The sequence below is a fragment of the Arthrobacter sp. UYCu511 genome, from assembly GCF_040547105.1.
Lineage (GTDB): Bacteria > Actinomycetota > Actinomycetes > Actinomycetales > Micrococcaceae > Specibacter > Specibacter psychrochitiniphilus.
The window spans coordinates 35282-56302 of sequence record NZ_JBEPPB010000017.1 but is presented as its reverse complement, the minus strand read 5'-3'; the positions used below and the strand labels follow the sequence as shown (position 1 = coordinate 56302).

General features: G+C 56.9%; 20 protein-coding genes and 1 pseudogene. 11 read left to right on the top strand and 10 right to left on the bottom strand.

What is annotated here, in order from left to right; all coding sequences use genetic code 11:
- Positions 1–95: 95 nt before the first annotated feature.
- The gene (locus ABIB48_RS17525; RefSeq protein ID WP_110107541.1) at positions 96–770 is read left to right on the top strand and encodes a GntR family transcriptional regulator; all 675 of its coding nucleotides are present in this window, start codon (positions 96–98) and stop codon (positions 768–770) included.
- A 116-nt stretch (positions 771–886) separates the two neighbouring features.
- On the opposite strand, the gene ABIB48_RS17520 is transcribed toward ABIB48_RS17525, so the two are convergent.
- The 5 genes from ABIB48_RS17520 to ABIB48_RS17500 form a co-directional block, all read right to left on the bottom strand.
- Positions 887–2017 (bottom strand): XdhC family protein, encoded by a 1131-nt coding sequence (locus ABIB48_RS17520; RefSeq protein WP_110107543.1) that lies wholly within the window; start codon positions 2015–2017, stop codon positions 887–889.
- Between the two features lie 81 nt (positions 2018–2098).
- The gene (locus ABIB48_RS17515) at positions 2099–3124 is read right to left on the bottom strand and encodes a quinone oxidoreductase family protein (RefSeq protein WP_110107545.1); all 1026 of its coding nucleotides are present in this window, start codon (positions 3122–3124) and stop codon (positions 2099–2101) included.
- 65 nt (positions 3125–3189) lie between these two features.
- Entirely contained in the window at positions 3190–3702 is a 513-nt protein-coding gene (locus tag ABIB48_RS17510) for a (2Fe-2S)-binding protein (RefSeq protein ID WP_110107547.1), read from the bottom strand.
- Positions 3699–4535: an FAD binding domain-containing protein gene (locus ABIB48_RS17505; protein ID WP_110107549.1), complete on the bottom strand. Its 837-nt coding sequence runs from the start codon at positions 4533–4535 to the stop codon at positions 3699–3701. Before ABIB48_RS17505 ends, ABIB48_RS17510 begins: the two co-directional genes overlap by 4 nt.
- On the bottom strand, positions 4532–6937 hold the full coding sequence (locus tag ABIB48_RS17500; RefSeq protein WP_354213765.1) for a xanthine dehydrogenase family protein molybdopterin-binding subunit: 2406 nt from the start codon (positions 6935–6937) through the stop codon (positions 4532–4534). The genes ABIB48_RS17505 and ABIB48_RS17500 overlap by 4 nt, the downstream gene beginning before the upstream one ends.
- 107 nt (positions 6938–7044) lie before the next feature.
- Between ABIB48_RS17500 and ABIB48_RS17495 the strand changes: the two genes are divergently transcribed.
- The 6 genes from ABIB48_RS17495 to ABIB48_RS17470 all read left to right on the top strand — a co-directional run bounded on the left by ABIB48_RS17495 (position 7045) and on the right by ABIB48_RS17470 (position 12886).
- Positions 7045–7839: an enoyl-CoA hydratase/isomerase family protein gene (locus ABIB48_RS17495; RefSeq protein ID WP_354213764.1), complete on the top strand. Its 795-nt coding sequence runs from the start codon at positions 7045–7047 to the stop codon at positions 7837–7839.
- Positions 7840–8035: 196 nt separating this feature from the next.
- Entirely contained in the window at positions 8036–8779 is a 744-nt protein-coding gene (locus ABIB48_RS17490) for a maleate cis-trans isomerase family protein (protein ID WP_110107553.1), read from the top strand.
- A 12-nt stretch (positions 8780–8791) separates the two neighbouring features.
- Positions 8792–9589, top strand: a complete 798-nt coding sequence (locus ABIB48_RS17485) for an FAD binding domain-containing protein (RefSeq protein ID WP_354213763.1) — start codon at positions 8792–8794, stop codon at positions 9587–9589.
- Complete coding sequence (locus tag ABIB48_RS17480) at positions 9586–10083, top strand: (2Fe-2S)-binding protein (protein ID WP_354213762.1); 498 nt, start codon at positions 9586–9588, stop codon at positions 10081–10083. The genes ABIB48_RS17485 and ABIB48_RS17480 overlap by 4 nt, the downstream gene beginning before the upstream one ends.
- Positions 9987–12533 (top strand): xanthine dehydrogenase family protein molybdopterin-binding subunit, encoded by a 2547-nt coding sequence (locus tag ABIB48_RS17475; protein WP_354213761.1) that lies wholly within the window; start codon positions 9987–9989, stop codon positions 12531–12533. The genes ABIB48_RS17480 and ABIB48_RS17475 overlap by 97 nt, the downstream gene beginning before the upstream one ends.
- A gap of 59 nt (positions 12534–12592) precedes the next feature.
- On the top strand, positions 12593–12886 hold the full coding sequence (locus ABIB48_RS17470) for a Dabb family protein (protein WP_354213760.1): 294 nt from the start codon (positions 12593–12595) through the stop codon (positions 12884–12886).
- 985 nt (positions 12887–13871) lie between these two features.
- Here the strand turns inward: ABIB48_RS17470 and ABIB48_RS17465 are convergent.
- The 3 genes and pseudogenes from ABIB48_RS17465 to ABIB48_RS17455 all read right to left on the bottom strand — a co-directional run bounded on the left by ABIB48_RS17465 (position 13872) and on the right by ABIB48_RS17455 (position 15678).
- Positions 13872–15033, bottom strand: a pseudogene (locus tag ABIB48_RS17465) (NAD(P)/FAD-dependent oxidoreductase).
- A gap of 29 nt (positions 15034–15062) precedes the next feature.
- Positions 15063–15479 carry an arsenate reductase ArsC gene (locus ABIB48_RS17460; protein WP_354213759.1) on the bottom strand — a complete coding sequence of 139 codons (417 nt, stop codon included), beginning with the start codon at positions 15477–15479 and terminating at the stop codon, positions 15063–15065.
- Between the two features lie 67 nt (positions 15480–15546).
- Entirely contained in the window at positions 15547–15678 is a 132-nt protein-coding gene (locus tag ABIB48_RS17455) for a hypothetical protein (RefSeq protein ID WP_354213758.1), read from the bottom strand.
- Between the two features lie 99 nt (positions 15679–15777).
- Between ABIB48_RS17455 and ABIB48_RS17450 the strand changes: the two genes are divergently transcribed.
- The 4 genes from ABIB48_RS17450 (at position 15778) to ABIB48_RS17435 (ending at position 19319) form a co-directional block, all read left to right on the top strand.
- On the top strand, positions 15778–16179 hold the full coding sequence (locus tag ABIB48_RS17450; RefSeq protein WP_502914153.1) for an ArsR/SmtB family transcription factor: 402 nt from the start codon (positions 15778–15780) through the stop codon (positions 16177–16179).
- 128 nt (positions 16180–16307) lie between these two features.
- Entirely contained in the window at positions 16308–17384 is a 1077-nt protein-coding gene (locus ABIB48_RS17445) for an App1 family protein phosphatidate phosphatase (RefSeq protein WP_354213757.1), read from the top strand.
- Positions 17385–17438: 54 nt separating this feature from the next.
- A complete protein-coding gene (locus ABIB48_RS17440; RefSeq protein ID WP_354213756.1) occupies positions 17439–18272 on the top strand; it encodes a phosphatase PAP2 family protein in 834 nt (277 codons plus the stop codon).
- A 48-nt stretch (positions 18273–18320) separates the two neighbouring features.
- On the top strand, positions 18321–19319 hold the full coding sequence (locus ABIB48_RS17435; protein ID WP_354213755.1) for a diacylglycerol/lipid kinase family protein: 999 nt from the start codon (positions 18321–18323) through the stop codon (positions 19317–19319).
- A gap of 186 nt (positions 19320–19505) precedes the next feature.
- On the opposite strand, the gene ABIB48_RS17430 is transcribed toward ABIB48_RS17435, so the two are convergent.
- Positions 19506–19763: a DUF6458 family protein gene (locus ABIB48_RS17430; RefSeq protein ID WP_110107568.1), complete on the bottom strand. Its 258-nt coding sequence runs from the start codon at positions 19761–19763 to the stop codon at positions 19506–19508.
- Between the two features lie 937 nt (positions 19764–20700).
- Positions 20701–20928, bottom strand: coding sequence for a hypervirulence associated TUDOR domain-containing protein (locus ABIB48_RS17425; RefSeq protein WP_110107570.1), 228 nt, complete (start codon positions 20926–20928; stop codon positions 20701–20703).
- Positions 20929–21021 lie beyond the last annotated feature (93 nt).

Sequence of the window (21021 nt, the reverse complement as noted above, 5' to 3'; positions counted from 1 at the left end):
TATTGCATACAACCACAATTTCCGGTAACGTCCCCGACGGCATCCTTGCCTTTCTGTGACTAGAACCAATCGCCAAGTATTGAGGTGCAACCGTCATGAACACCGATTCCACTCCACCGGATAACGACTTCGGGCAGAACGCCGACGAGAGCGCTTACGCTCAGCTGCGCTCCATGCTTGCTTCGGGTATTTTGCAGCCAGGGGCTTGGCTGCGGGAAAAAACCCTGGCAGAGCGCATCGGAGTCAGCCGGACACCTATTCGCGAGGCGCTTAACAGGTTGGCAGCGGAAGGCCTGGTCGAAATCAGCCGCAACAAGGGAGCACAGGTTGTCTCCTTCACTGCCGGGGACATCGCAGACCTTTATGACGTTCGCGCTGGGTTTGAACCCCATGCCGCCCTTCTCTCAGTGCCCCGTCTCACAGAGGAGGACGTTGAGCGACTGGGGCTGCTGGCACAACAAATGGAAGACGCCGTGCAGGCTGGCCGGCACAGTGAGCTGAGCGCTCTCAATGGTGCATTTCATGGCATATTCGTAGAACAGTGTGGAAACAGACACCTTTCTATTGCTCTGCGGGCAATTCTCCGGCCAACAATGGTGGCACACACCTTCATGAGCTACACCCCTGAGGAACTCAAGCGAAGCATGCAACACCATGCCGAACTCGTCGCAGCTGCAAAAGCCCGCGACGGGGAATGGGCCGAAGCTGTTATGCGAGTTCACATTCTGGCCGCCAAGAACGCCGTAGTCACCGCGAACTCCAACCCTTAGATTTTTCTGTCTCCACACGCAGGCAGCATCATGGAGTCCCGCAGGCGAAGCAACTCCATCACTCCATCACTCCATGGTGCAGAGAATCGCACCCATGGCTACTGGCAGGTACGTGACTATGACCCGGCGGCGGAACTGTGAATCGATCCGGAAATTGCGCTCAGCGGCGCTCCAGTACCACCCCACTGTTTAGCTATTATCTCTGCAACGATCGAGACAGCCGTTTCTTGTGGCGTACGGGACCCCAGGCTAAGGCCAATTGGACTACTCAGTCGCGCGAGTTCCTCCGCGTGTAGGCCCGCCTGCACTAACCGTTCCATACGGTCCTCATGGGTACGCCTTGACCCCATGGCCCCCACATAAGCCAGCGTCGGAATACGAAGAGCAATCTCCAACAAGGGGACATCAAACTTGGGGTCGTGGGTCAGGACGCAGATCACAGTGCGTCCGTCCAGCTGGCCAGCCTCTAGCTGGTGGCTCAAGTACCTGTGCGGCCAGTCCACGATCACTTCGTCCGCGCCCGGAAACCGGGCAGCCGTGGCGAAGATGCTACGTGCATCACAGACCGTCACATGGTAACCCAGGAGCGATCCTTGGCTCGCCACAGCCGCGGCAAAGTCAATGGCGCCGAAGATGAGCATTCGCGGTCGCGGGGCATAGCTGGCCACAAAGACTTCCATTCCCTCACCCCGTCGTTGTCCTTGAGGGCCATAGCCTAAAGTTGTAGTGCGGCCCGCGGCCAACAGTCCACGCGCGTCCTCGGCGACGGCGTGATCGGCGAGTGGGTGACCAAGAGAACCGTCGATATCATCAGGGCGCACCACCATCCGTCGGCCCACCCAGCCATCCGACGGGTGCTTAATGACTGTAGCTACGGCGACCGGCCTTCCTGCACCGATGTCAGCCCAGACCTCCTCCAACCGGGGAAACGTTGCCGGGCTTACAGGTTCAATAAAGATATCTAGGATGCCGCCACATGTAAGCCCCACAGAGAACGCGTCGTCGTCGCTCACCCCGTAGCGTTGCAGGACCGCAGTGCCGGTGTGCTCCATTTCTCTGGCCAACTCATACACCGCACCTTCCACGCAGCCGCCGGATACCGATCCCACAGCTCGTCCGTCGCCAGTAACGAGCATGGAAGCCCCAGCGGGACGCGGAGCGGATTGGAACGTTCTGACCACTGTTGCCAACCCTGTGGTGTTCCCGAGTTCCCACTCCGTTTTAAGCTCGGCCAGTACATCACGCATCTAAAAGCACCTCCCATAACTCTTTAGAACTCCACCGAAGGTGGTGTGAACGTTCACGGCCACTGTGTAAAAAATCAAGCACTAACGCAGACTCGTTACATTTACCGCATGCTCACGGTTCGAAACCGTGGTCAGAACAACCTTGCCTGTGCTCTGTCTACTCTCCAGAAAACGATGCGCTGCTGGAGCTTGGTCCAGGGGGAAGGAACGAGAAATTTGGACATCAATGACCTTGTTCGCAATAGAATCCATGACCTTACCGCTCAGATGTTCCAAGTCACTGCGGTTGGAAATGAAGTGCCTTAGGTTTGGCCGGGTCACATACAGCGACCCGGCGGTGTTAAGCCGGCCCAGATCCAGAGGCGGGACAGGGCCGGAGGCCTGCCCGTACAGTACAAGGAGTCCGTGTGGCTTCAATGAAGCCAACGATGCGTCAAACGTTGTCGCTCCGACACCGTCGTAGACCACGTCAACACCCACACCACCGGTCAAATCGCGGACCAACGTAGGTAGTTGCTGTGTTATATCGGCAAGCAAGTCGTAGCGAATGACATGCTCGGCACCTGCCGCGTGCGCCAGTGACTTCTTGTGGTCGCTGGATACCGTCCCAATGACGCGCGCGCCTCGTGCGGCAGCCAGCTGGGTCAGCATCAACCCAACTCCACCCGCTGCGGCATGCACCAATAGGGTGTGGTCTCTGGAAACTGCAAAAGTTGAGTCGGTCAGAAACTGAGCTGTCATACCTTGGAGAAGGCCGGCTGCCGCTGTCACGCTGTCGACTGAGCTTTCCACGAGTATCGCCGCTGCCACAGGAACAACGAGCATCTCGGCGTAAGAACCCGGCACCCACACCCAAGCAACGCGGGTACCGAGCTCGAAATCCCTCACGCCGTCGCCAAGCTCAATGACAACTCCCGCACCTTCAAGGCCGGGAACATGGGGATAGTCCACCGGGTAGGCGCCGGAGCGTCGGTAAATATCAATGAAATTGACACCCGCGGCTTCTACTTGCACTAAAATTTCTCCGGCACCGGGGACAGGGCGCAATGACTCCCTAACCACCATGTCATCGGCGTTACCAGGGTTTTCTATGACAACGGTTCGCATTGCTTCCATTCTGCCGGGGTGGCTACCAATGACTCCCCTAGCGTGGCCGGGGTGGATGATTTGCTCTATTCACTCACTCGTTTACGGTTGCAGGTGCGGGTGGCCGCAGCAGCGGTCTGTACCGACCGAACTATTCCGTGATATCCAGTGCAGCGGCACAAGTTGCCATCAATAGCGTGTCTAATATCGGCTTCACTGGGGTCAGCGTTTTCGCCTAGCAGTTCCTCGGTACAAAAAAGCATCCCAGGAAGGCAATACCCGCACTGGAAACCGAACTCGTTCCAGAATGCGCTCTGGATGGGAGAGAGCTCTTCCCCTTCTCCGGCGAAGCCTTCGATGGTACGAATCTCACTGCCGTCGGCACTGACCGCTAGAGAAAGGCACGATTTAACCACCTCTCCGTCAACAGTCACAGTGCAGGCACCGCAATCACCAGTGCGGCAGCCTACGTTAGTTCCGGTCAATTCCAGATCCTCACGCAAGAAGTCGACCAACGCCAGGCGTGGGTCAACCTCAACCTGGTGCCTAACACCGTTGACAACCACATTTACGGGAAGGTTTTGCTGTGGGTTGGTCATGATTTTTCTCCATTTTTAGCTGCGGCAATTTCTCGTACGGCACGTTGTGTCATGACTCCTGCAATATGACGCCGGGTATCAGCGGTGGCGAACACGTCACTCCAAGGCTGGCGCATTGCAGCATGTACCCGCTGGAGGACTTCGTCCTCGCTCTCCTGCCCGTCTAGGTCCACCGCAAACGGAATGGCTCCAGCACCGCCCACGATTACTCGCCGCGCCACGCCGTCCTCGGATGCAATGCAACCGATAGTGACTATTGGCCAGCTTCCTTGGGCAGTTTTAAACTTTGCGTAGGAAAAAAGGTTTTCGTCGTTGGTGGAGGGGATACTGATTGACTCTAATATTTCATCAGGTTCTAAGAGCGTTACGTTTGCATCGAGAAAGAAATCCGCGGCTTCGACAATTCTGGTGGAGCTATGGGCGCGAAGATGCAAGGAGGCCTTCATTGTCACCAACGCCCCAGGGATGTCCGAGGCAGGGTTCGCGTAGCAAGCTGAACCACCAATGGTTCCACGGTTGCGGATCTGTGAGCCTCCAGTGATTCCAGCTACAACCTTTTTCAGAAAATTCGGGGTGTGTTTAGAATGCGCCAGCTGAGTGTACGTTGTAGCGGGACCAATCACAACAGCATCTGCTTCTGCGCTTACACCGGCGAGTCCAGCTAATTTCAAATCGATGACCAGCTTGGGTCTGCGCAGATGATGACTCATTTCAGGCACTACCCACGTACCACCGCTGATAATGGCTGTTTCTTCTCCCTCCATCTGCGCGAGTTCAGCGGCAGCCTCCTCCGCGGATCGAGGACATGAATACTTGAATCGGTGTGCAATCATGCTTGTTTCCCCGTTTCCCGAGTGATGATGGCGTGAAGAACATTCTGTGGATTGAGCGGCATCTGACGGATCGTGACCCCCAGCGGCGCCAGGGCGTCATGCACTGCGTTCGTTACCGCAGCTTGCGCCCCGCCAACACCAGCCTCCCCTGCCCCCTTGGTGCCTAGCGCTGTGTATGGACTGGGGGTCACCTGATGCACCGACTCAAACATGGGTACGTCGCTTGCTCGGGGCATGAGGTAAGTCTTGAACCGATTGGTGGAGAGGTGACCTGTCGCTGGGTCATGAATCGAGTGCTCCATCAAAGCAGCACCGATTCCCATGGCGGTGGCACCCTCCATTTGACCTTCCACAAAACGCGGGTTGATGATAGTCCCGGCGTCATGAACGGTTCCGAACCGACGGACCTTTACGTGGCCGGTGTCCGCGTCCACCTCCACTACCGCAACATGCACGGCATTGGAATAGGTCGGGTAGATGTTTATTTTGCCCTCTGCGTCAGGAGTATGTTGAATGTTCTCAGGCTGGTAAACACGCGTTGACTCAAGGGGTGGCTCCACTCCGGTAGCAGTGGCGAAAGCCAAAGTGTAGACCGTGTAGGCGATTTCTGAGATCTTGATTGCTTTGTCCGGATTGCTGAGACTTCTGGCCCAGCCTGCCCGTAGATCGATGTCACTCTCATCGGTTTCGAGCAATCGAGACGCAATTATCAAAAGCTTCGCGCGGATATCCTTGGCTGCCAAATAGGCGGCGTTCCCTCCGGTCACCATACTTCGCCCGCTATAGTTGCCGAACCCATAGGGCGTCAGCAGAGTATCGCCTTGAATGATCCTCGCATCGGATATCTCAATGCCAACTTGGTCCGAGACTATCTGGAGGATGGAGGTGTCGTTTCCGCCACCGGGAGTGGTCACACCCGTCAGGACGGTGACTTTTCCAGAGGGGTCCATCTTCACCGTGGAAGTGTCGAATCCGCCCACTAGAGTTCCAGGAATGTCACCCGACTCCGGAGTCAGCTCGAAGGCAAAGCCAATGCCGAGATAGCGATTGTCTTTGCGCAGCTCTTCCTGTTCCGCACGCAGAGCCGGCAACCCAATCATCTCCACTGCCTTGTCTAAGGCCGCGTGGTAGTCGCCGGAATCTATGTTCAGACCTCCAGCGGTCTTGTACGGGAACTCATGGGACTCGATGAGGTTGACGCGGCGGACTTCCAACGGATCCATCCCAAGATCGCGAGCCACCAGATCGATGATGCGTTCCATGACCAAGGCAGTTGCTTCTTTGCCATATCCCCGTGCGGCATTCCAGGGACTCTTATTACTGGCTACCACCGTAGCCAGTACATCGGTGGCGGCGATCTTGTAGCCAGTGGGGAAGGCCAATCCGCTCAGGAAAACCATTCCCCAACCGGGAGGGGCACCCAAAGCACCCACATTGGCAACAAAATGGTCCTTGAGCGCGGTTATTTTACCGGCAGAAGTGAAGGAAACTTTGAACTGGTGCATCTGCTCGCGAGCACCAACCAGCATCGTCTCGGTTCTATCCTCGATCCATTTGACCGGCTTACCGCTGAGCTTGCTGAGAATGCAGGTCAATGGTTCTTCGGGATGCCCGTGCATCTTCAAACCGAAAGCACCACCCACTGTTGGTGCAATCACCCGCACGTCATTCTCCGAAACACGCAGCGTGTGTGAGAGAACCCAGCGGAGCGGATGGGGGTTCTGGCAGGCACCATAGAAGGTGTAGCTTGATTCTCGTGAGTCGTAAACAGCGACGTACCCGCGCGGCTCAATCGGTTGAGTGGAGTATCGCTGGATTTTGAGTTCATCCTCCAGAATGTGCTCTGCCTGGGCGAATACGGCTTCCGTATCTCCGCTAATGAACGGAATGCTGATGATCTTGTTGTCATCCCAATGTTCGTAAATCCGTGGCGCGTCAGGTTGCAGTGACTCCTCGCCATCGATGACAAAGGGGAGAATCTCATACTCAACGTCCACCAACTCAACAGCTGCCTCGGCATCCTGGCGGGTTCTCGCCACGATCGCAGCTACCGGCTCACCCACATACACAACTTTGTCTACCGCTAAGCACCGCACATCTGTGGTCTTACCGCCAAAAGCTTCAGGATCAATGAAATGAGGAATCGGGTCGGTATGTTTTGCTGCTTCCGCTCCGGAGAGGACAAAGATGACCCCCTCGGCCACACTAGCCTTGCTCAGGTCCACCGACTTGATCCGGGCATGCGGATGGGGGCTGCGTACGATCCCGGCAAAGTGCATTCCCGGGATTCTGATGTCGTCGATATACACCATTTCACCGCGGAGGAATTTCTCTCCGTTGTGTTTGCGTTCGGAGGTCCCAACATAGTTGGCGGACTGGGTAGGGGCTATGGTCTGGGTCACATGTTGTATGCAACCAGAAGCTGTGTTGGTCTGTCAATAGCCAATTGAAGGGCGTTATGGTGACTACTGCATACAATTTCAGTTTTTTCCAAGAAAAGGATCCCATCATGGCCAATACCAATCCACCCCCTGCCATTGCTCGCATTAGATACGAGGACTTGGGCGCCGTTGCTCACATCGAGCTCAACCGACCCAACGAGTCCAACGCGATTGATCAAGCAACGGCTCAAGAGTTGGAACTGGCAATCGAGAAGGCCTCCGACAATGACGACGCACGCGTCATCTTGATCACTGGCGCAGGGGCACGCTTTTGTGCCGGCGGAGATTTGCACTCGGTGCTCGCTGCAGACGAGCAAGCACCTTATCTACAAGAGCTCGCACAAACACTAGATAGTGCTCTGAGAAAGCTAGCTCAGGTGGATAAGCCTGTAGTCGCCGCCGTGCAAGGTGCCGTGGCAGGGGCTGGAATAGCTCTGATGCTCAGTTGCGATTTGGTGATTGCAGATCCATCCACCAAATTCGCGCTGGCCTACGCAGGGGTTGGCCTGACACCGGACTGTGGCACATCGTATCTCCTACCGCGAGCCATCGGACAACAGAGGGCCCTAGCGATGGCGCTCATGAATAGGGCCTTGAGTGCAGAGGAAGCTCTCGCTTGGGGTTTGATCACTGAAGTTGCAGAAGACTCTCCCGCGAAGGAACGCGCTCTGGATCTAGCTCGGAACCTTGCAGCTGGGCCGCAGTTCGCGCTGGGGCAAACTCGCCGGCTCATCCGCGGCGGCTGGGAATCCACTCGGGCGCAGGTAGGTGCCGAAGAAGCTCGTACGATCGCTCGAGCAGTCACTACCCCCGAATCGGTGAAGCTGTTGCAGAAGTTCGCCACACACAGAAAAACTCGCTAAATAAAATATTATTGTATGCAATCCAATTGACTCGGCCATGAAGGTTCGATAGATTCGCAGTAGAAATGCAATCTTTAGCGCGAGTGTATGGACTAACGTGCCAAATTTTCCTTTCCTCAGATTGCTAAGCTTCGTTCACTATGTGTTAGATCGTATACAATCATCGAAAATTTGATCCCTAACGGAAGGAACCCCCATGACGGATGTACTTGGCTGGCGAGGAGTATTCGGAGTGCTTGCTCCCTCCACGAATACGGTCGTTGAGCCCGACTATTACCGCATGGCAGTTCCGGGCGTGACGGCGCACGTTGGTCGGATCCATATCAGGGACCAAGAAATAACCAGCGATTCAGCCTTTGAGGCGTTGCTGGAGCAGATTCGAGGCGAGATTGACCACGCCTGCTCCCGTGTGCTGACCGCAGAACCCGACTACCTTGTGATGGGGATGAGTGCAGAAACTTTCTGGGGTGGGGTCGAGGGAAACATAAAATTCACCAAGGAAATCGAGTCATTTTCTGGACTGCGCGTGGCCACCGGCGCAGATGCGTGCCGAAAGGCACTGGAATTGTTCGGTGCCAAAAAAATCGGTGTTATTTCCCCTTATCAAGAGGTGGGGGACAAAAACGTGGTGCGCTTCTTCGAAGAAATTGGGCATCCCGTTGCCAACATCAAGGGGCTGCGCTGTCCAACAGCTGTCTCGATTGCGCGGGTACCCAAAGAAACCCTGCGCGAAGCCATTTATGAGGTTGATGACGATAGTGTGGATGCCATCGTCCAAGTGGGAACGAACCTCTCGGCGGTCGGCTTGGCCGACGAGATGGAACAGACTTTGGGCAAGCCGGTGATCTCAATCAATGCTGCAACCTGGTGGCTGGCGCTCCGGGAGAACGGGATCACCGACCAGCTGTCCGGACATGGTGCGCTTCTTCGTGAACACTAGGCTAGGTCAGCCATGAAACTCCCTCCCCTGTCATATCAACGACCAACAGACCTGCGCGAAGCCTCTCGAATGCTTGGTTCAGAGTCTATGCCTGCAGTTCTCGCTGGAGGGCAGAGCATAATTCCCGCTTTGCGCTTCGGGGAACGGTCCGAAAGCTCTCTGGTAGACATCTCCAGATTGGCAGAGCTACAAGGAATCACTCAAGCGGATGGATTTTTGAGGATTGGGGCTGGCGTACCCATGTGGGAGGTCTGCGATTCACCTGAGGTGGCCACTTCGGCACCCCTGCTAATCAGAGTGCTCGGTTCAGTGGGAGCGGTGGGGATCCGAAGCCGCGCCACATTGGGTGGCAGCTTAGCTTGGGCCGATTCCACGTCCCAACTACCCAGCACTTTAATTGTTCTGAATGCCCAAGTAGAAACAACAGAGCGCATCCTTGATGCCGCGGATCTCCAAATTGGCCAGCACCAAACTGTCCTGAGGCGAGGAGAGCTGATTGTTAGTATCCGAATACCTGAGGTCGAGTTGACGGGATCGGGATTCCATCTGATCCGAAAAACACACATCACCTGGCCTGTGGTGGGTGCGGTGGCGGTACGGGAGCCCTCCGGGCAGTTGCGGCTTGTGGTCTTCGGGGCAGCGCCAACCCCAATCCTGCTGGTGGGCGCCGATCGAGCCAAGCTTCTCTCACAGCTGAGCAGTCGCATGCTGCCGTTTGATGACGAACGTGCTCGGGCTGGCTACCGCGGGCAGGTTGCACCGATACTCGCAGGCCGTGCCTTGGACGAAGCGATAGGGAGTAACACATGAGACCAGTGAAACTTGAGGTAAATGGGATTGTGCACGAAGTCTTTCTCGAGGACCGGACTTCCCTGGCTGATGCGCTGCGTGATGACTGCGGATTGACCGGCACGCGCCTTGGCTGTGAGCACGGAGTGTGCGGGGCCTGCACGGTATTGGTCAACAACCGCCCGGAACGAAGTTGTCTTGTGCTCGCAACACAAGCCGAGGGAGACACCATTGGCACCATTGAAGGTCTCGCTGCCTCACCCACAGTGTTAGCTCCGGTGCAACAGGCGTTTCGCCAGGCGCACGGCCTTCAATGCGGATTCTGCACTTCGGGTATGTTACTAACCGCCCAATCCCTGCTCGATCATGACCCCGACCCCAGTCCCGCCGTCATTCGTGACTGGATGCATGGAAACCTATGCCGGTGCACCGGATTCGATCAGATCATCGAGTCCGTGCAGCTTGCCGCGACGCTAATAAAACAGGATCAAGCGCGAGAGGAAGAACTCTCATGAACTCAACAATCCCGAGCCCACGTGAGACAAACACGTCTCACGCATTTGGTCAACCACGGGAGACCATCGAGTCAGCGCGTCATGTGCGCGGCGGGGGAAAATTCGTCGCCGATCTCCAACTACCTGGCATGCTGCACGTAGCGTTGCTGCGTAGCACGAAAGCTCACGCCAGAATTGTCGAGATAGACGTGAGACAGGCACGATCTCTTCTTGGGGTGCACGCGATTCTCACCGGCGCAGACGTGCAGAAATCTACCTCGAGCATCTACACCATGGCCCAGATGCACAAACCGCCACTGGATATCCCCCTCCATGCCTTGGCCACTGACAAGGTCCGTCATGTGGGCGAGCCCGTGGTGGCTGTTGCCGCCAGAACCCGCGCCATTGCAGAAGATGCAGTCAGGCTCATAAGGGTGAAATATGAGGACCTACCACCGGTGGCGGGTGCAGATGCAGCCTTGGCCTCCGGTGCGCCGCTCGTTCATGAGAATATTGCTGGCAACCTGATTATGCATAGACAGCACGACTTCGGAGACGCCGCAAGTGTATTCAAAAACGCGGATCATGTTGTTCGGCGCAAACTAAAATGGCCCCGGCAAACGGGGGCTGCGTTGGAGACGTTCGGCTGTGTTGCACAATGGCAGCCAGGCGTTGACGAGCTCACATTTTGGAGTAATCACCAGAGTAACGTCCTGCTATGGACGCTGGGACCGACCCTTGGATTGCCCCCGCATCGCATCAAGGGCATTGCCTGCGACATTGGAGGCGCTTTTGGCGCCAAGTTCTGGCAACCTCGAGCAATGGTAATTTGTGCACTATTCTCACGATTGACCACTAGACCGGTGCGCTATGTAGAGGGTCGCGTGGAGAACCTTGTAGGAGGCGATAACCATGGTGAGGACCGCACCTACGATGCCGAACTTGCTCTGGATAGTTCTGGCAAGATGCTGGGGCTTCGGTTCTCAGTCGTAGAAGACTACGGTTCGGCGTTCATCTTGGGTCCGATCAACAACGCTGAGCCTTTGGCACAAGCAACTGGTCCCTATGACATTGCGGCCTTCGCTTTTGATTTCACCGCTGTACTGAGCAACAAGGTGCCCCAAGCCGCCTACCGGGGGTTTGGCGGAGCGGCTCACAACTTCATGCTGGAACGGCTGGTAGATGCGGCCGCGGTTGAGTTGGGTCTGTCTGCTGTAGCAATCCGGGAACTGAACCTGCTGCAACCTGAACAGTTCCCGTACCGCACCGCCACGGGCAACATTTACGATTCTGGGGACTATCCAACCGCTCTTCACAGAGCCCTCAAGGAGTCGTCTTATGACCTCTGGCGGGAACGTCAGGCTAGGGCGCGCGAGGTCAAGGATCCAACCCGTGCCATTGGCATTGGTTTGGTTTCCTGCCAAGAGCGAAGCGTCCAGAGCGGGACAGCCCTGTGGTTGATGTTCGATCAGGAACCCGGCCGCAATACCACGGCCGCGGAGTCAGCTTCCGTGCGCATCGACTCGCAGGGGTCAGTACGCGTAGCCCTACATTCACCGTCACTGGGAACGCCAACGGAGACCATCGCAGCTACGGTGGTGGCCGAGGAACTCGGAGTACCAGCTGACTCTGTCTCTGTCTCACGGCTTGACACCTCGATGGCAGGACCCGCCATGGGCCCCTCGGCCAGCAGGATGACGGTCATGCTCTCGGGAGCGGTGGCAGGTGCCGTCCGCGAAGTCATCGAAAAGATGCGTCCGCTGGCCGCGCATCTATTGGAAGCAAACCCGGAGGATCTAATATGGGATCCCTCACGAGCCTGTTTCACGATCGTCGGTGTCCCCGAAAGCTCTGCAACACTGGCCGCCATCGCCCACCTGGCCAACGGACATGCGCTCAGGCTTCCAGATGGATGCCGTAGCGGCCTAGAGAGCACCTACACCTACGACCATCCAATGTCCAGCATGCCGCATGCTGATGGCTCGGACTGGGGAAATTACGCCCCGATCGTTGGTCACACTGTTCATGTTCCCGTGGTTGAAGTGGATCTACAGACCGGTGCCGTAACGTTTCTGGACTACTTTGTGATGCACGATTGCGGAACAGTGGTGAACCCTGACGCGGTACGCGGTCAGGTGGTGGGTGCCACCGTCCAAGGGATCGCCACAGCGCTGACCGAAGAGTTGGCATTTGATGAACAGGCTCGACCACAGAATACTGATTTCAGAAGCTACTTTCTACCCACCTTCTTGGACGTTCCTGCTATTCGGTTGGGCCATATGGAAACACCCTCACCGTTCACGTACCGAGGCGTCAAAGGTATCGGTGAGGGCGGAAGAATGGCTGCGCCAGCCGCAGTGGTTTCCGCCATTGAAGATGCGCTAGCTCCCTACGGTGTGCGCATAAACGAGGTGCCTGTCACCCCGGAGAAGATCCTTAACTGGTTGGGTAATGTCAGTGCTACCCAATAACTTCTCCACCCAACAACTTCGCCTGAAGAACCCTATAGATACTGAATCCAAGGAGAACAATGATCCATCACAATGTCATGCTGACCCTCACCACTGACGCGACCACTGAGCAGAAAAATGCGATCGTCAGCGGTTTGCTGGGCTTGCCGGCAGTAATTGAAGGCCTTGAGGAAATTGACGTCCACTCAGATCTTGGACTTGTTGAAGGAAATGCGTCAATTTTCTTTCGGATGTCGTTCGCTAACGAGTCTTCTTGGCGCGGGTACTCGGCCCACCCTGCGCATGTGGCCCTTGCGAGCGAGCACATTAAACCGGTCCTGGTGAGCAAGAGCGCTTTACAGTTCGCGGGCTAATCCAGATCGAGCACGCAGGAGAAGGGCTCGGACAGTTTGTTTCCATCGTTTCGAGTTGAGCTGAACAACATCGTGGAGTATGCGCCCAAAAGAACGCCGTGCAGAGCAGGTACGCAAGGGAATGCAACGGTGTATTCGCGGCTCCTGTCCCTAGGCTGTTCGAGAGTGGGTTCAGGATCGAGACTAAGCCATGTGAGACCTGTTTGGCAGAAATCGTCGAGGCGCTAGCATCACCATACTGGGCCAACGGGACAGGAGGATAGCGAAGATCTCTTCAATATATCCACCGCCAGAACCCCTGGCCCAATGGCTTACAAGTACGCACCTTTAACGAATCGATCGTGGATTTCTACTGTAAAGTAGCGCTCTATTTCCTAGTTCATGTCCCCTGGAATCGAACTGGCTTACACTCTCACCGCGTTAGTACACCCCTCGGCCTAGTGAAAGCAGCACTCCGCTAGTAAGTCATGCCCGCGTGGTCCTCGGACCAAGCGGGCATGACTTTGTATGATAGGTGACCAAGCTTGCAACTGCTCAAGGAGCACAGCCTACTCCCGGTCGGGCGGCATTTTTGGGCCAACTGATGGCTGAGGCAATGGAGAGAACAAGCAGACCAGCGGATGATGCCAGCCAGGTAAAGATTCCACCGATGTCTCCGGCAGCCCCATCTGGAGATCCGAAGGGCAGGAGCACTCCTCTAACCAAAGCCGAGATTAACCCAAAGACTCTGAGACCAATAGCTAAGAACCTGTGAACGCCCGTGCGCGCTGCGGAGCCGGCGTGGCGGTTCAGCAAGCCTTACTCCAAAGGCACGGCAAGAGCCAGAACCAATGCGAGCGAGTGACCCAGCACGCAAAACGCGTCATTGCGCGGATTGAGCAAACTGCAGACAGCTGCCAAGACGGCCGTACGGCCAGTACGGCCAGTAATGATGGAATTGCACGTGCGTGTTGTGAAGTACTGCTCAAAGTCGGTTGACTACTCATCACGTTGTCCGAGTCTTTACGGAAACCATTCCTTGGTGGGTAGCGGCAATTGAATCACATATGGTGCGTCTAGATCCGGCGCAGGAATCGGCCTCCGGCTCTGGTGTGCAGCCGCTCGGTGCCGGCGCATCGCAGGTGTTTCCCAGATCAGTGGAGCAGACACCGGTTTCGGGCAGCTGTAATTCAACGCTGCTGCTGGCGGCTTCACGGTCCCCGGACAAGGCTGCTGAGACGGAGCGGACCTGCTCGTATCCGGTAGCCATGAGGAAAGTAGGTGCCCGCCCGTAGCTCTTCATACCCACAATGTAGAAATCGGTTTCCGGGTGCGCCAAGACGCGTTCGCCATGCGCTGTGACCGTGCCGCAACTATGGAATTCGGGGTCAATGAGAGGCCCCAGGGCGCGGGGGGCTTCCACAATCTGATCAAGGTCCAGGCGGAGCTCGGAAAGCACGGCCAGGTTGGGGCGGAACCCCGTGGCAGGAACCAGCAGGTCAACCTTGAGGCTGCGGCCATCGGTGAGGTTAACTCTCAACCTCTCCCCCGTCTCCATGGAGGCTACGGAGGCATTTTCCACGATGGTGATGTCACCGTTGTCAACAAAGACGCGCAGAGACGTGCCCAGTTGCCCGCGGGCTGGCAACTGGGCTACCGCTCCGCAGCCGGCCGAGGTTGATCAGCGTGTTCGCCGCCGAATGCGCCGCCCCCAGTACCAGGATGGTCTTTCCTGCGAACAGGTCTCGGTCCACGCCCAGTGGATCCGGCAACGGTGAGGTGATGAATCCTGCATCCTTGGCTTCGGTTTCCGTGCGGATCAGGAAGAACGAATCCTCCCTGCCTTGGGTGCGTGTTTTGTCCACGCCCAAGCCGTCCTGACTGACACGGGTGATGTGGGTGACGCGGTGGCCGTAGCTGATCGCGGGAGCCAGTATCGGGTGGTCGGCCAGAGGCTGGAGGTATTCAGTGACCAGTTCCGCACCGGTGGGCAGACGGGTTTCCCTCGGCGTTTCCCAGCCACCTGCATAGTTCCCGGCAGAAGTTTCCAGCAGCCTGCGTGCCGCGGCATCGATGTTATACCGCCATGTAGAGAAAAGCTTGATATGCCCCCACTCCCGGATGGCAGCACCTGCTCCGATGATGACTACGGGGTATATCTGCTTCATTCTCGTCTCCTCCTGGGGCGGCAGGGGTGTTATTTGGTGGCGGGCAGAAGCTCTGAAATGAGGGTTTCGATGCGCGCATGGATGTCATCCCGGATGGGGCGCACAGCATCCACGCCTTGTCCCGCGGGGTCCTCGAGCTCCCAGTCTTCGTAGCGTTTACCCGGGAAGATGGGGCAGGTGTCCCCGCATCCCATGGTGATGACGACGTCGGACTCCCTGGCAGCCTCAGTGGTCAGGATTTTGGGAGTTTCGGCGGATATGTCAATGCCTACCTCTTTCATCGCCGCCACTGCGGCGGGGTTAACCATGTCAGCCGGGGCTGAACCCGCGGAGCGGACCTCAATTTGCCCGCCCGAGAGGTGATGCAGGAAGGCAGCCGCCATTTGCGAGCGTCCGGCGTTGTGAATGCAGACAAACAGGACGGACGGCTTGGGTGAAGTATTCATGCGCTGACCTTCTCTGGGGTGACGGTGGTGAAGTACTTGCGAGACCAGAGGGCAATATAGGCCAGCATCACCATAAAAGACGGAGCCAAACCCACACCGCAAAGTAGCGGTCCACGGGAGAACGCTTGGCGCTGAGCTGCCCCGTCTGTACAGGTGCGGCGGCAAGCGTCACGGCACGGTCTGCAGAAAAATCAGACATCGATGAACATCAATACCTCGAGTATGGTGACGTACATCGATGATTGTCAATCTCCCAAGATGTCCCGAGCTTCAATGCTGAGAAAGCCAGGCACACCACGTGAGCTCACCTGTTGTCCCGGTACAAGTTCTCCCGGTACTAGACAAGGTACAGGAGCCGGCTTCTGCCGCGGAATCGCAAGCTGTGTGCTGCACCCCTTCCCTCAGAAAAGAATTATTGCCCGTCTCCGACGCCGAATCCCTCGCCACCCGCTTCAAGGCCGTGGCCGATCCCAACCGGCTGCGCATCCTCTCTATTATTTCTTCATCCCCGGATGCGGAAACCTGCGTGTGTGACCTTTCCGAACCGCTGGGGCTGGGCCAGCCCACTGTCTCGCACCACCTGAAGATCCTGGTGGACGCAGGCCTGCTCAATCGCGAAAAGCGTGGCGTCTGGGCCTACTACTCACTCGTTCCCGGAGCGCTGGACAGCCTAGCGGCCACGCTCGTGTGTTCTTCATAGGTTCGTGCGCCCTAGGACATTCCAGATCCTGCCCAGCAGTCTGTAGAAGTAAGCTGCGCAAAAAATTTCACGCCCTCCTAGGCTCGTGCTAGTACGTCTCTTGGCCCACTACATGGCAAAGTAGAACCATGGCCTCAGCTTCAGACCAATCAGCGCAACAAACTTCCTCCGAACAAGAGCAGGATCAGGACACTACCCCCGCAGCGCCAGCGGTGCTCGGGCTGGTGATGCAGACGGCGGATGTTCTCCACGGACTACGAACACGGGTGGCCCGCGCCACTGGTTTCACTCCCACCATCGTCGCCTACCCCGGCTACGGCACTACAACGTGGGTGCGTGTTCTAGCGCGCGTGGTGCTAAAATCTAAGCCCCCTGCAACCAACGGCAAGCTCCGGGGTTGGCGGGCGTTCACCAGCGTGCACGTCCGCAACAGCCAAGTAGAGGTGGAGATCGACGGCGCTATCCACACTGTGCACGCCGATTCCGGCGGGCTTGTGGACGTAGTAGTAGAAGCTTCCTTGGATCCTGGATGGCACACCATCATCCTGCGCAGTAAAGAGGCACCCCCTGCGGAGGGGCATATCCTCATTGTTGCTCCGGAGACTACCTTCGGGGTTGTCTCCGACATCGATGACACCGTCATGGTCACGGCACTGCCCAGGCCCTTCCTCGCATTGTGGAACACCCTTGTTCTGAGCGAAAAGGCGCGCACCCCCACTCCGGGCATGGCCGTTCTGCTGGATAGGCTCATAGATAAACACCCCTGCGCCCCTGTCCTGTATCTCTCGACCGGACCGTGGAACGTAGCCCCGGCGCTGGTGCGATTCCTGGAGCGGAACCTCTATCCAAAAGGCGTGCTGCTGCTCACCGATTGGGGGCCCACCCGTCAACGCTGGTTCCGCAGCGGACAAGAACACAAAAACAATAATTTGAAACGGTTGGCCAAGGAATTCCCCAACATCCAGTGGCTGCTAGTGGGCGACGACGGTCAACATGACCCGGAAATCTATGCTGACTTTGCACGTTCTCACGCCGCACAGACAGCAGCGGTTGCCATCCGAGAGCTCTCCCCCGGGGAAGCATTATTAGCTGGAGGCCGTGCCCACGAGCCCAGATCAGAGTTCCTCCGCGGCGAGGCTGCATGGGTATCTGCTCCTGACGGGGCCGGACTCGCCCAACAGCTGCAGGACCTTGGTTTTCTCTAATGCCGCACATAATGCACTCTTTTAGGTGCAACCAGAAACTAGAAAGCTATGAACATGTTGAAACCACCACACCCCGAATCCAAGGACCCGCAGTCCGGCAGTTCCGGTGAACTGGATAGGGACCGTTTTGTTGGGCAGACTGACCTCACCAGTTGGCGGGCACCCCTGGGACGCTGGCTCGTCGGTGTTGTGCGGTGGCTCAGCGCCCGGCTAGGCCCACACGCCTCGCTGATTCTCACGCTCACCGCCGGCGCAGTAATTGCGGCAGCTTTGACTTACGTTTCCGCAGAAGTTTACGAGGCTGTCGCTGAGGCAGATGGAGTTGCAGCGCTGGATCATCCGTTGCTGGAGGCCGCCAAGAGCGTACGCTCGCCCTGGATGGATGCGATCGCGACGGGTTACACCGACATCGCCGGAACCATCGGTATGCCCATCGTGGCTGCCACCATCATGGTTGTATTAGCGCTCAAACGCCGCTCGTGGACTCCGGTGATTCTCCTTCTCACAGCAGCCGCGGGATCGCTGCTGATGACCATTGTTGGCAAGCACCTTTTTGGTAGGGCCCGCCCGCCACTAGCTGACGCCATCCCGCCCTACGAATACTCGCCATCGTTCCCGAGCGGACACACGTTGAATGCAACTGTGATCGCCGGTGTTGTGGCCTACCTGATCATCCTGCGTTTAGAAAGCCGTCGGGGCCGAATCGTTGCAGTGCTCGCGGCTGGAGCCTTTGCTTTCACAGTGGGATTGAGCCGCATCTATCTGGGGCACCACTGGTTCACGGATGTTCTCGTGGCTTGGACTCTCGGTACCGTGTGGCTGGTCATGGTCATCACGGCACATCGCCTGTTCCTGACCGTCAAGCGGACACCTCCGGGCTCCAGCTAGGCTAATAATTAAGTTCACCGCTCGATTCCCCGAAAACATGAGGCCCCGATGACAAAGAACAAACCCCAGCAGGGCAAGCGAGCCGCCGTGGTTATCAATCCCATGAAGGCCCCCGACGAACATTTCCAGGCAACCATCACAGAACTGTGCATCAACGCAGGATGGGATGAACCCCTCTGGCTGGAAACTACCCAGGACGATCCAGGACGTGGCCAGGCCGCAGAAGCGCTGGAGGCCGGGGTCGACGTCGTAATTGCCGGCGGCGGGGACGGCACTATTCGCGCTGTGGCCGAGGTTCTTGCCGGTCAGGACACCCCCATGGGATTGCTGCCCTTGGGGACAGGGAACCTACTAGCGCGCAACCTGGGGATTGATATCGAGGACCCGGCGAAAGCAGTGCTGGGAGTGTTGGAAGGGGCCGAGAGCAAGATCGACGTCATCGTGGCAGTGCTTGACCATGGTGCGAAAGAACTGACGTTCTTGGTCGCAGCCGGACTCGGTTACGATGCGGCCATCATGTCCAACACCATGGAAGGCCTCAAGGACCGCGTGGGCTGGCTCGCTTATGTAGAATCGGGCATCCGGAACCTGCGGGGGGAGCCTGTCACTGCCCATATTTCCATGGACGGAAAGTCAGAGACGCATCACAAGGTTCGAGGTGTCATGGTGGGTAATTGTGGAAAAGTTATGGGTGGCCTAGAAATTTTCCAGGGCGCGGTTCCAACAGATGGAATTCTGGATCTCATGACATTCTCTCCGCAGCAAAAATTTGGGTGGCTAGGCGTAGTGGCCGGGGTCTTGGGCCGAGGAAAGAGCCGCGCGGTACGGTCCCTTGCGGGCAAGAGAGCAGAGATCACCCTGAGCAGCCCGCAAGAATTCCAGATCGACGGCGACCCTGTGGGCTTGGTATCTCACCTCTTGGTAAGTGTTGATCCATTGGCACTGACCATCAAGATGAGTGCCTCATCAGAGAAAAAGAGTGAATCCGAAGTGAGCGGGCGCCAGAGCCACACCAGCCCGCAGCTGCTTCTGTCCTCTGAAAACTGAGCAGCCACAACCTGTAAGGCCGGTCATGGGTTTCGCTTGCTATCCGGCGCCAGAGCGAAAGCGATGGGGACGGTCCCGATGATCCTCATCGAGACCGTCCCCATGGATGCCCCTGGAGCGTAGTCAGGTGGACCCGAACCAGAGGGTCTTGCCCGGCTCGGCACACAACCGGCGCGGCACACAACCTTAGAGCTGAGTGTCATCAATCCTGTCGGTGCGGCGAACTTCGTTTACTCCTTCTTGAGGGTTTACAACGGTGCGCCGTGTTGAAACCGAACGGCGTTTACGGAACATGAACACCAAACCCAAGACGAACACCACCACGCCCGCGCCCATAAGGATATTGCCAACAAGGTCAAGGTCAATCCAGCTGAGCTCCATGTTGAGCGCAAATCTCAAGACCGCGCCGATGACGACCAGAAATATTCCAGAACCAATACTCATTATGTTTATCTCCTCAAAGTGTGGGAGGCGAACCCTGACACCCACAACGGTAAAGTTATCCACTTCTACTGCCGTGCATGCTGGGCGTGCCCCGGTTTTGTATCAAATGTAGCGCACTGTTGCCTACTCTGGGGCCAAACTCTAACATTCGACTGGACGTCACATTGGCATTTCCTTGGCAAACGCATGAGGAATGTTCCGCTATAGTTATTCACTTGTCGCATAAAAAGCGATAAGTAATTCCCACTCGAGAGAACGGAAATGACCAACATGCGCGGAAGCAGTCTTGTATGGACAATAGTCGGAGTACTCCTGGCAGTCGCCTTGATCATCTGGATCGTCTCAGCGATTTAGTACGTCTTCTTGACATAGGAAAATGGCGGGCCTGATCCTCAGATCAGGTTCGTTCAAGGTAAGGGCTTGGGAGGCAAATTATTTTGCTTCCCAAGCCCTTACTGTGTCAAACAGGCGTATTTGCCGACTTTTGAGCGTCCCGCTCGCTGCAGTGTTTCACGGCCTCAAAGGCTTGGGTTGCTTCTCACGGAAAGCTCGCCCCACACTGAACCGTTCCAGTTTGATGCAGCTGTCTTTTTTTGAAAAGGGTGGTGATTAGGGCCAAGAATTCTCCCCCGAGAGTTTGTGGCCGTGCAGTGTGTATGTGGCTCTTCTCGGTTGGTGGCTCAGAAGCTCGGAGTTGGCTCGAACCGCTGCGCCGCTGGCTGATCTAATCACAGCTAAATGCCGGCCCTGCGCACCTTGAAGATACACGTCGAGGTTCTAACCTGCTCAACCGCAACTTAGAGCTACCGACACCGAACCAGGTATGGGGCACGGATTGTACGTACGTCCCGGTCTGCGCTGGCTTCGTCCATGCCACCAAGGTCGCCGACCTGCACCCCGCCCACAAAACGGCGGCATGCTTCCTAGGAGGGCTAAGTCACTTGCCGGACTTCTCTTTGATGAGGCGTAGAACACCACCCTTGTGCGCGGCAATGTGGTCGGTTTTATCGCTCTTTATTGTGTACTGCGGATCTTCCTCCGAGGCTCTATGAGTATGCCCCTTGTAGTCAAAATCAGACGTATGCACCTTGGTGATGTGACCTGCTACCCGCCCTGCCTCAGAATTCCATGAAACGTGATCCCCTACAGCGAACTTCTTGGACATGAGTACCCCTCTCCTTTGCCTAGTGTAAGCACCCAGTCCCTGGCTAGTCACGGCCTACCGGTGATGATCGCTGACTAGTCCCCAAGTCTGTTC

Bases quoted from the DNA above. Each gene is read 5' to 3' on its own strand.
- ABIB48_RS17525 (WP_110107541.1), top strand. From the start codon at position 96: ATGAACACCGATTCCACTCCACCGGATAACGACTTCGGGCAGAACGCC.
- ABIB48_RS17520 (WP_110107543.1), bottom strand. From the start codon at position 2,017: ATGCGTGATGTACTGGCCGAGCTTAAAACGGAGTGGGAACTCGGGAAC.
- ABIB48_RS17515 (WP_110107545.1), bottom strand. From the start codon at position 3,124: ATGCGAACCGTTGTCATAGAAAACCCTGGTAACGCCGATGACATGGTG.
- ABIB48_RS17510 (WP_110107547.1), bottom strand. From the start codon at position 3,702: ATGACCAACCCACAGCAAAACCTTCCCGTAAATGTGGTTGTCAACGGT.
- ABIB48_RS17505 (WP_110107549.1), bottom strand. From the start codon at position 4,535: ATGATTGCACACCGATTCAAGTATTCATGTCCTCGATCCGCGGAGGAG.
- ABIB48_RS17495 (WP_354213764.1), top strand. From the start codon at position 7,045: ATGGCCAATACCAATCCACCCCCTGCCATTGCTCGCATTAGATACGAG.
- ABIB48_RS17490 (WP_110107553.1), top strand. From the start codon at position 8,036: ATGACGGATGTACTTGGCTGGCGAGGAGTATTCGGAGTGCTTGCTCCC.
- ABIB48_RS17485 (WP_354213763.1), top strand. From the start codon at position 8,792: ATGAAACTCCCTCCCCTGTCATATCAACGACCAACAGACCTGCGCGAA.
- ABIB48_RS17480 (WP_354213762.1), top strand. From the start codon at position 9,586: ATGAGACCAGTGAAACTTGAGGTAAATGGGATTGTGCACGAAGTCTTT.
- ABIB48_RS17475 (WP_354213761.1), top strand. From the start codon at position 9,987: ATGCCGGTGCACCGGATTCGATCAGATCATCGAGTCCGTGCAGCTTGC.
- ABIB48_RS17470 (WP_354213760.1), top strand. From the start codon at position 12,593: ATGATCCATCACAATGTCATGCTGACCCTCACCACTGACGCGACCACT.
- ABIB48_RS17460 (WP_354213759.1), bottom strand. From the start codon at position 15,479: ATGAATACTTCACCCAAGCCGTCCGTCCTGTTTGTCTGCATTCACAAC.
- ABIB48_RS17455 (WP_354213758.1), bottom strand. From the start codon at position 15,678: ATGTCTGATTTTTCTGCAGACCGTGCCGTGACGCTTGCCGCCGCACCT.
- ABIB48_RS17445 (WP_354213757.1), top strand. From the start codon at position 16,308: ATGGCCTCAGCTTCAGACCAATCAGCGCAACAAACTTCCTCCGAACAA.
- ABIB48_RS17440 (WP_354213756.1), top strand. From the start codon at position 17,439: ATGTTGAAACCACCACACCCCGAATCCAAGGACCCGCAGTCCGGCAGT.
- ABIB48_RS17435 (WP_354213755.1), top strand. From the start codon at position 18,321: ATGACAAAGAACAAACCCCAGCAGGGCAAGCGAGCCGCCGTGGTTATC.
- ABIB48_RS17430 (WP_110107568.1), bottom strand. From the start codon at position 19,763: ATGAGTATTGGTTCTGGAATATTTCTGGTCGTCATCGGCGCGGTCTTG.
- ABIB48_RS17425 (WP_110107570.1), bottom strand. From the start codon at position 20,928: ATGTCCAAGAAGTTCGCTGTAGGGGATCACGTTTCATGGAATTCTGAG.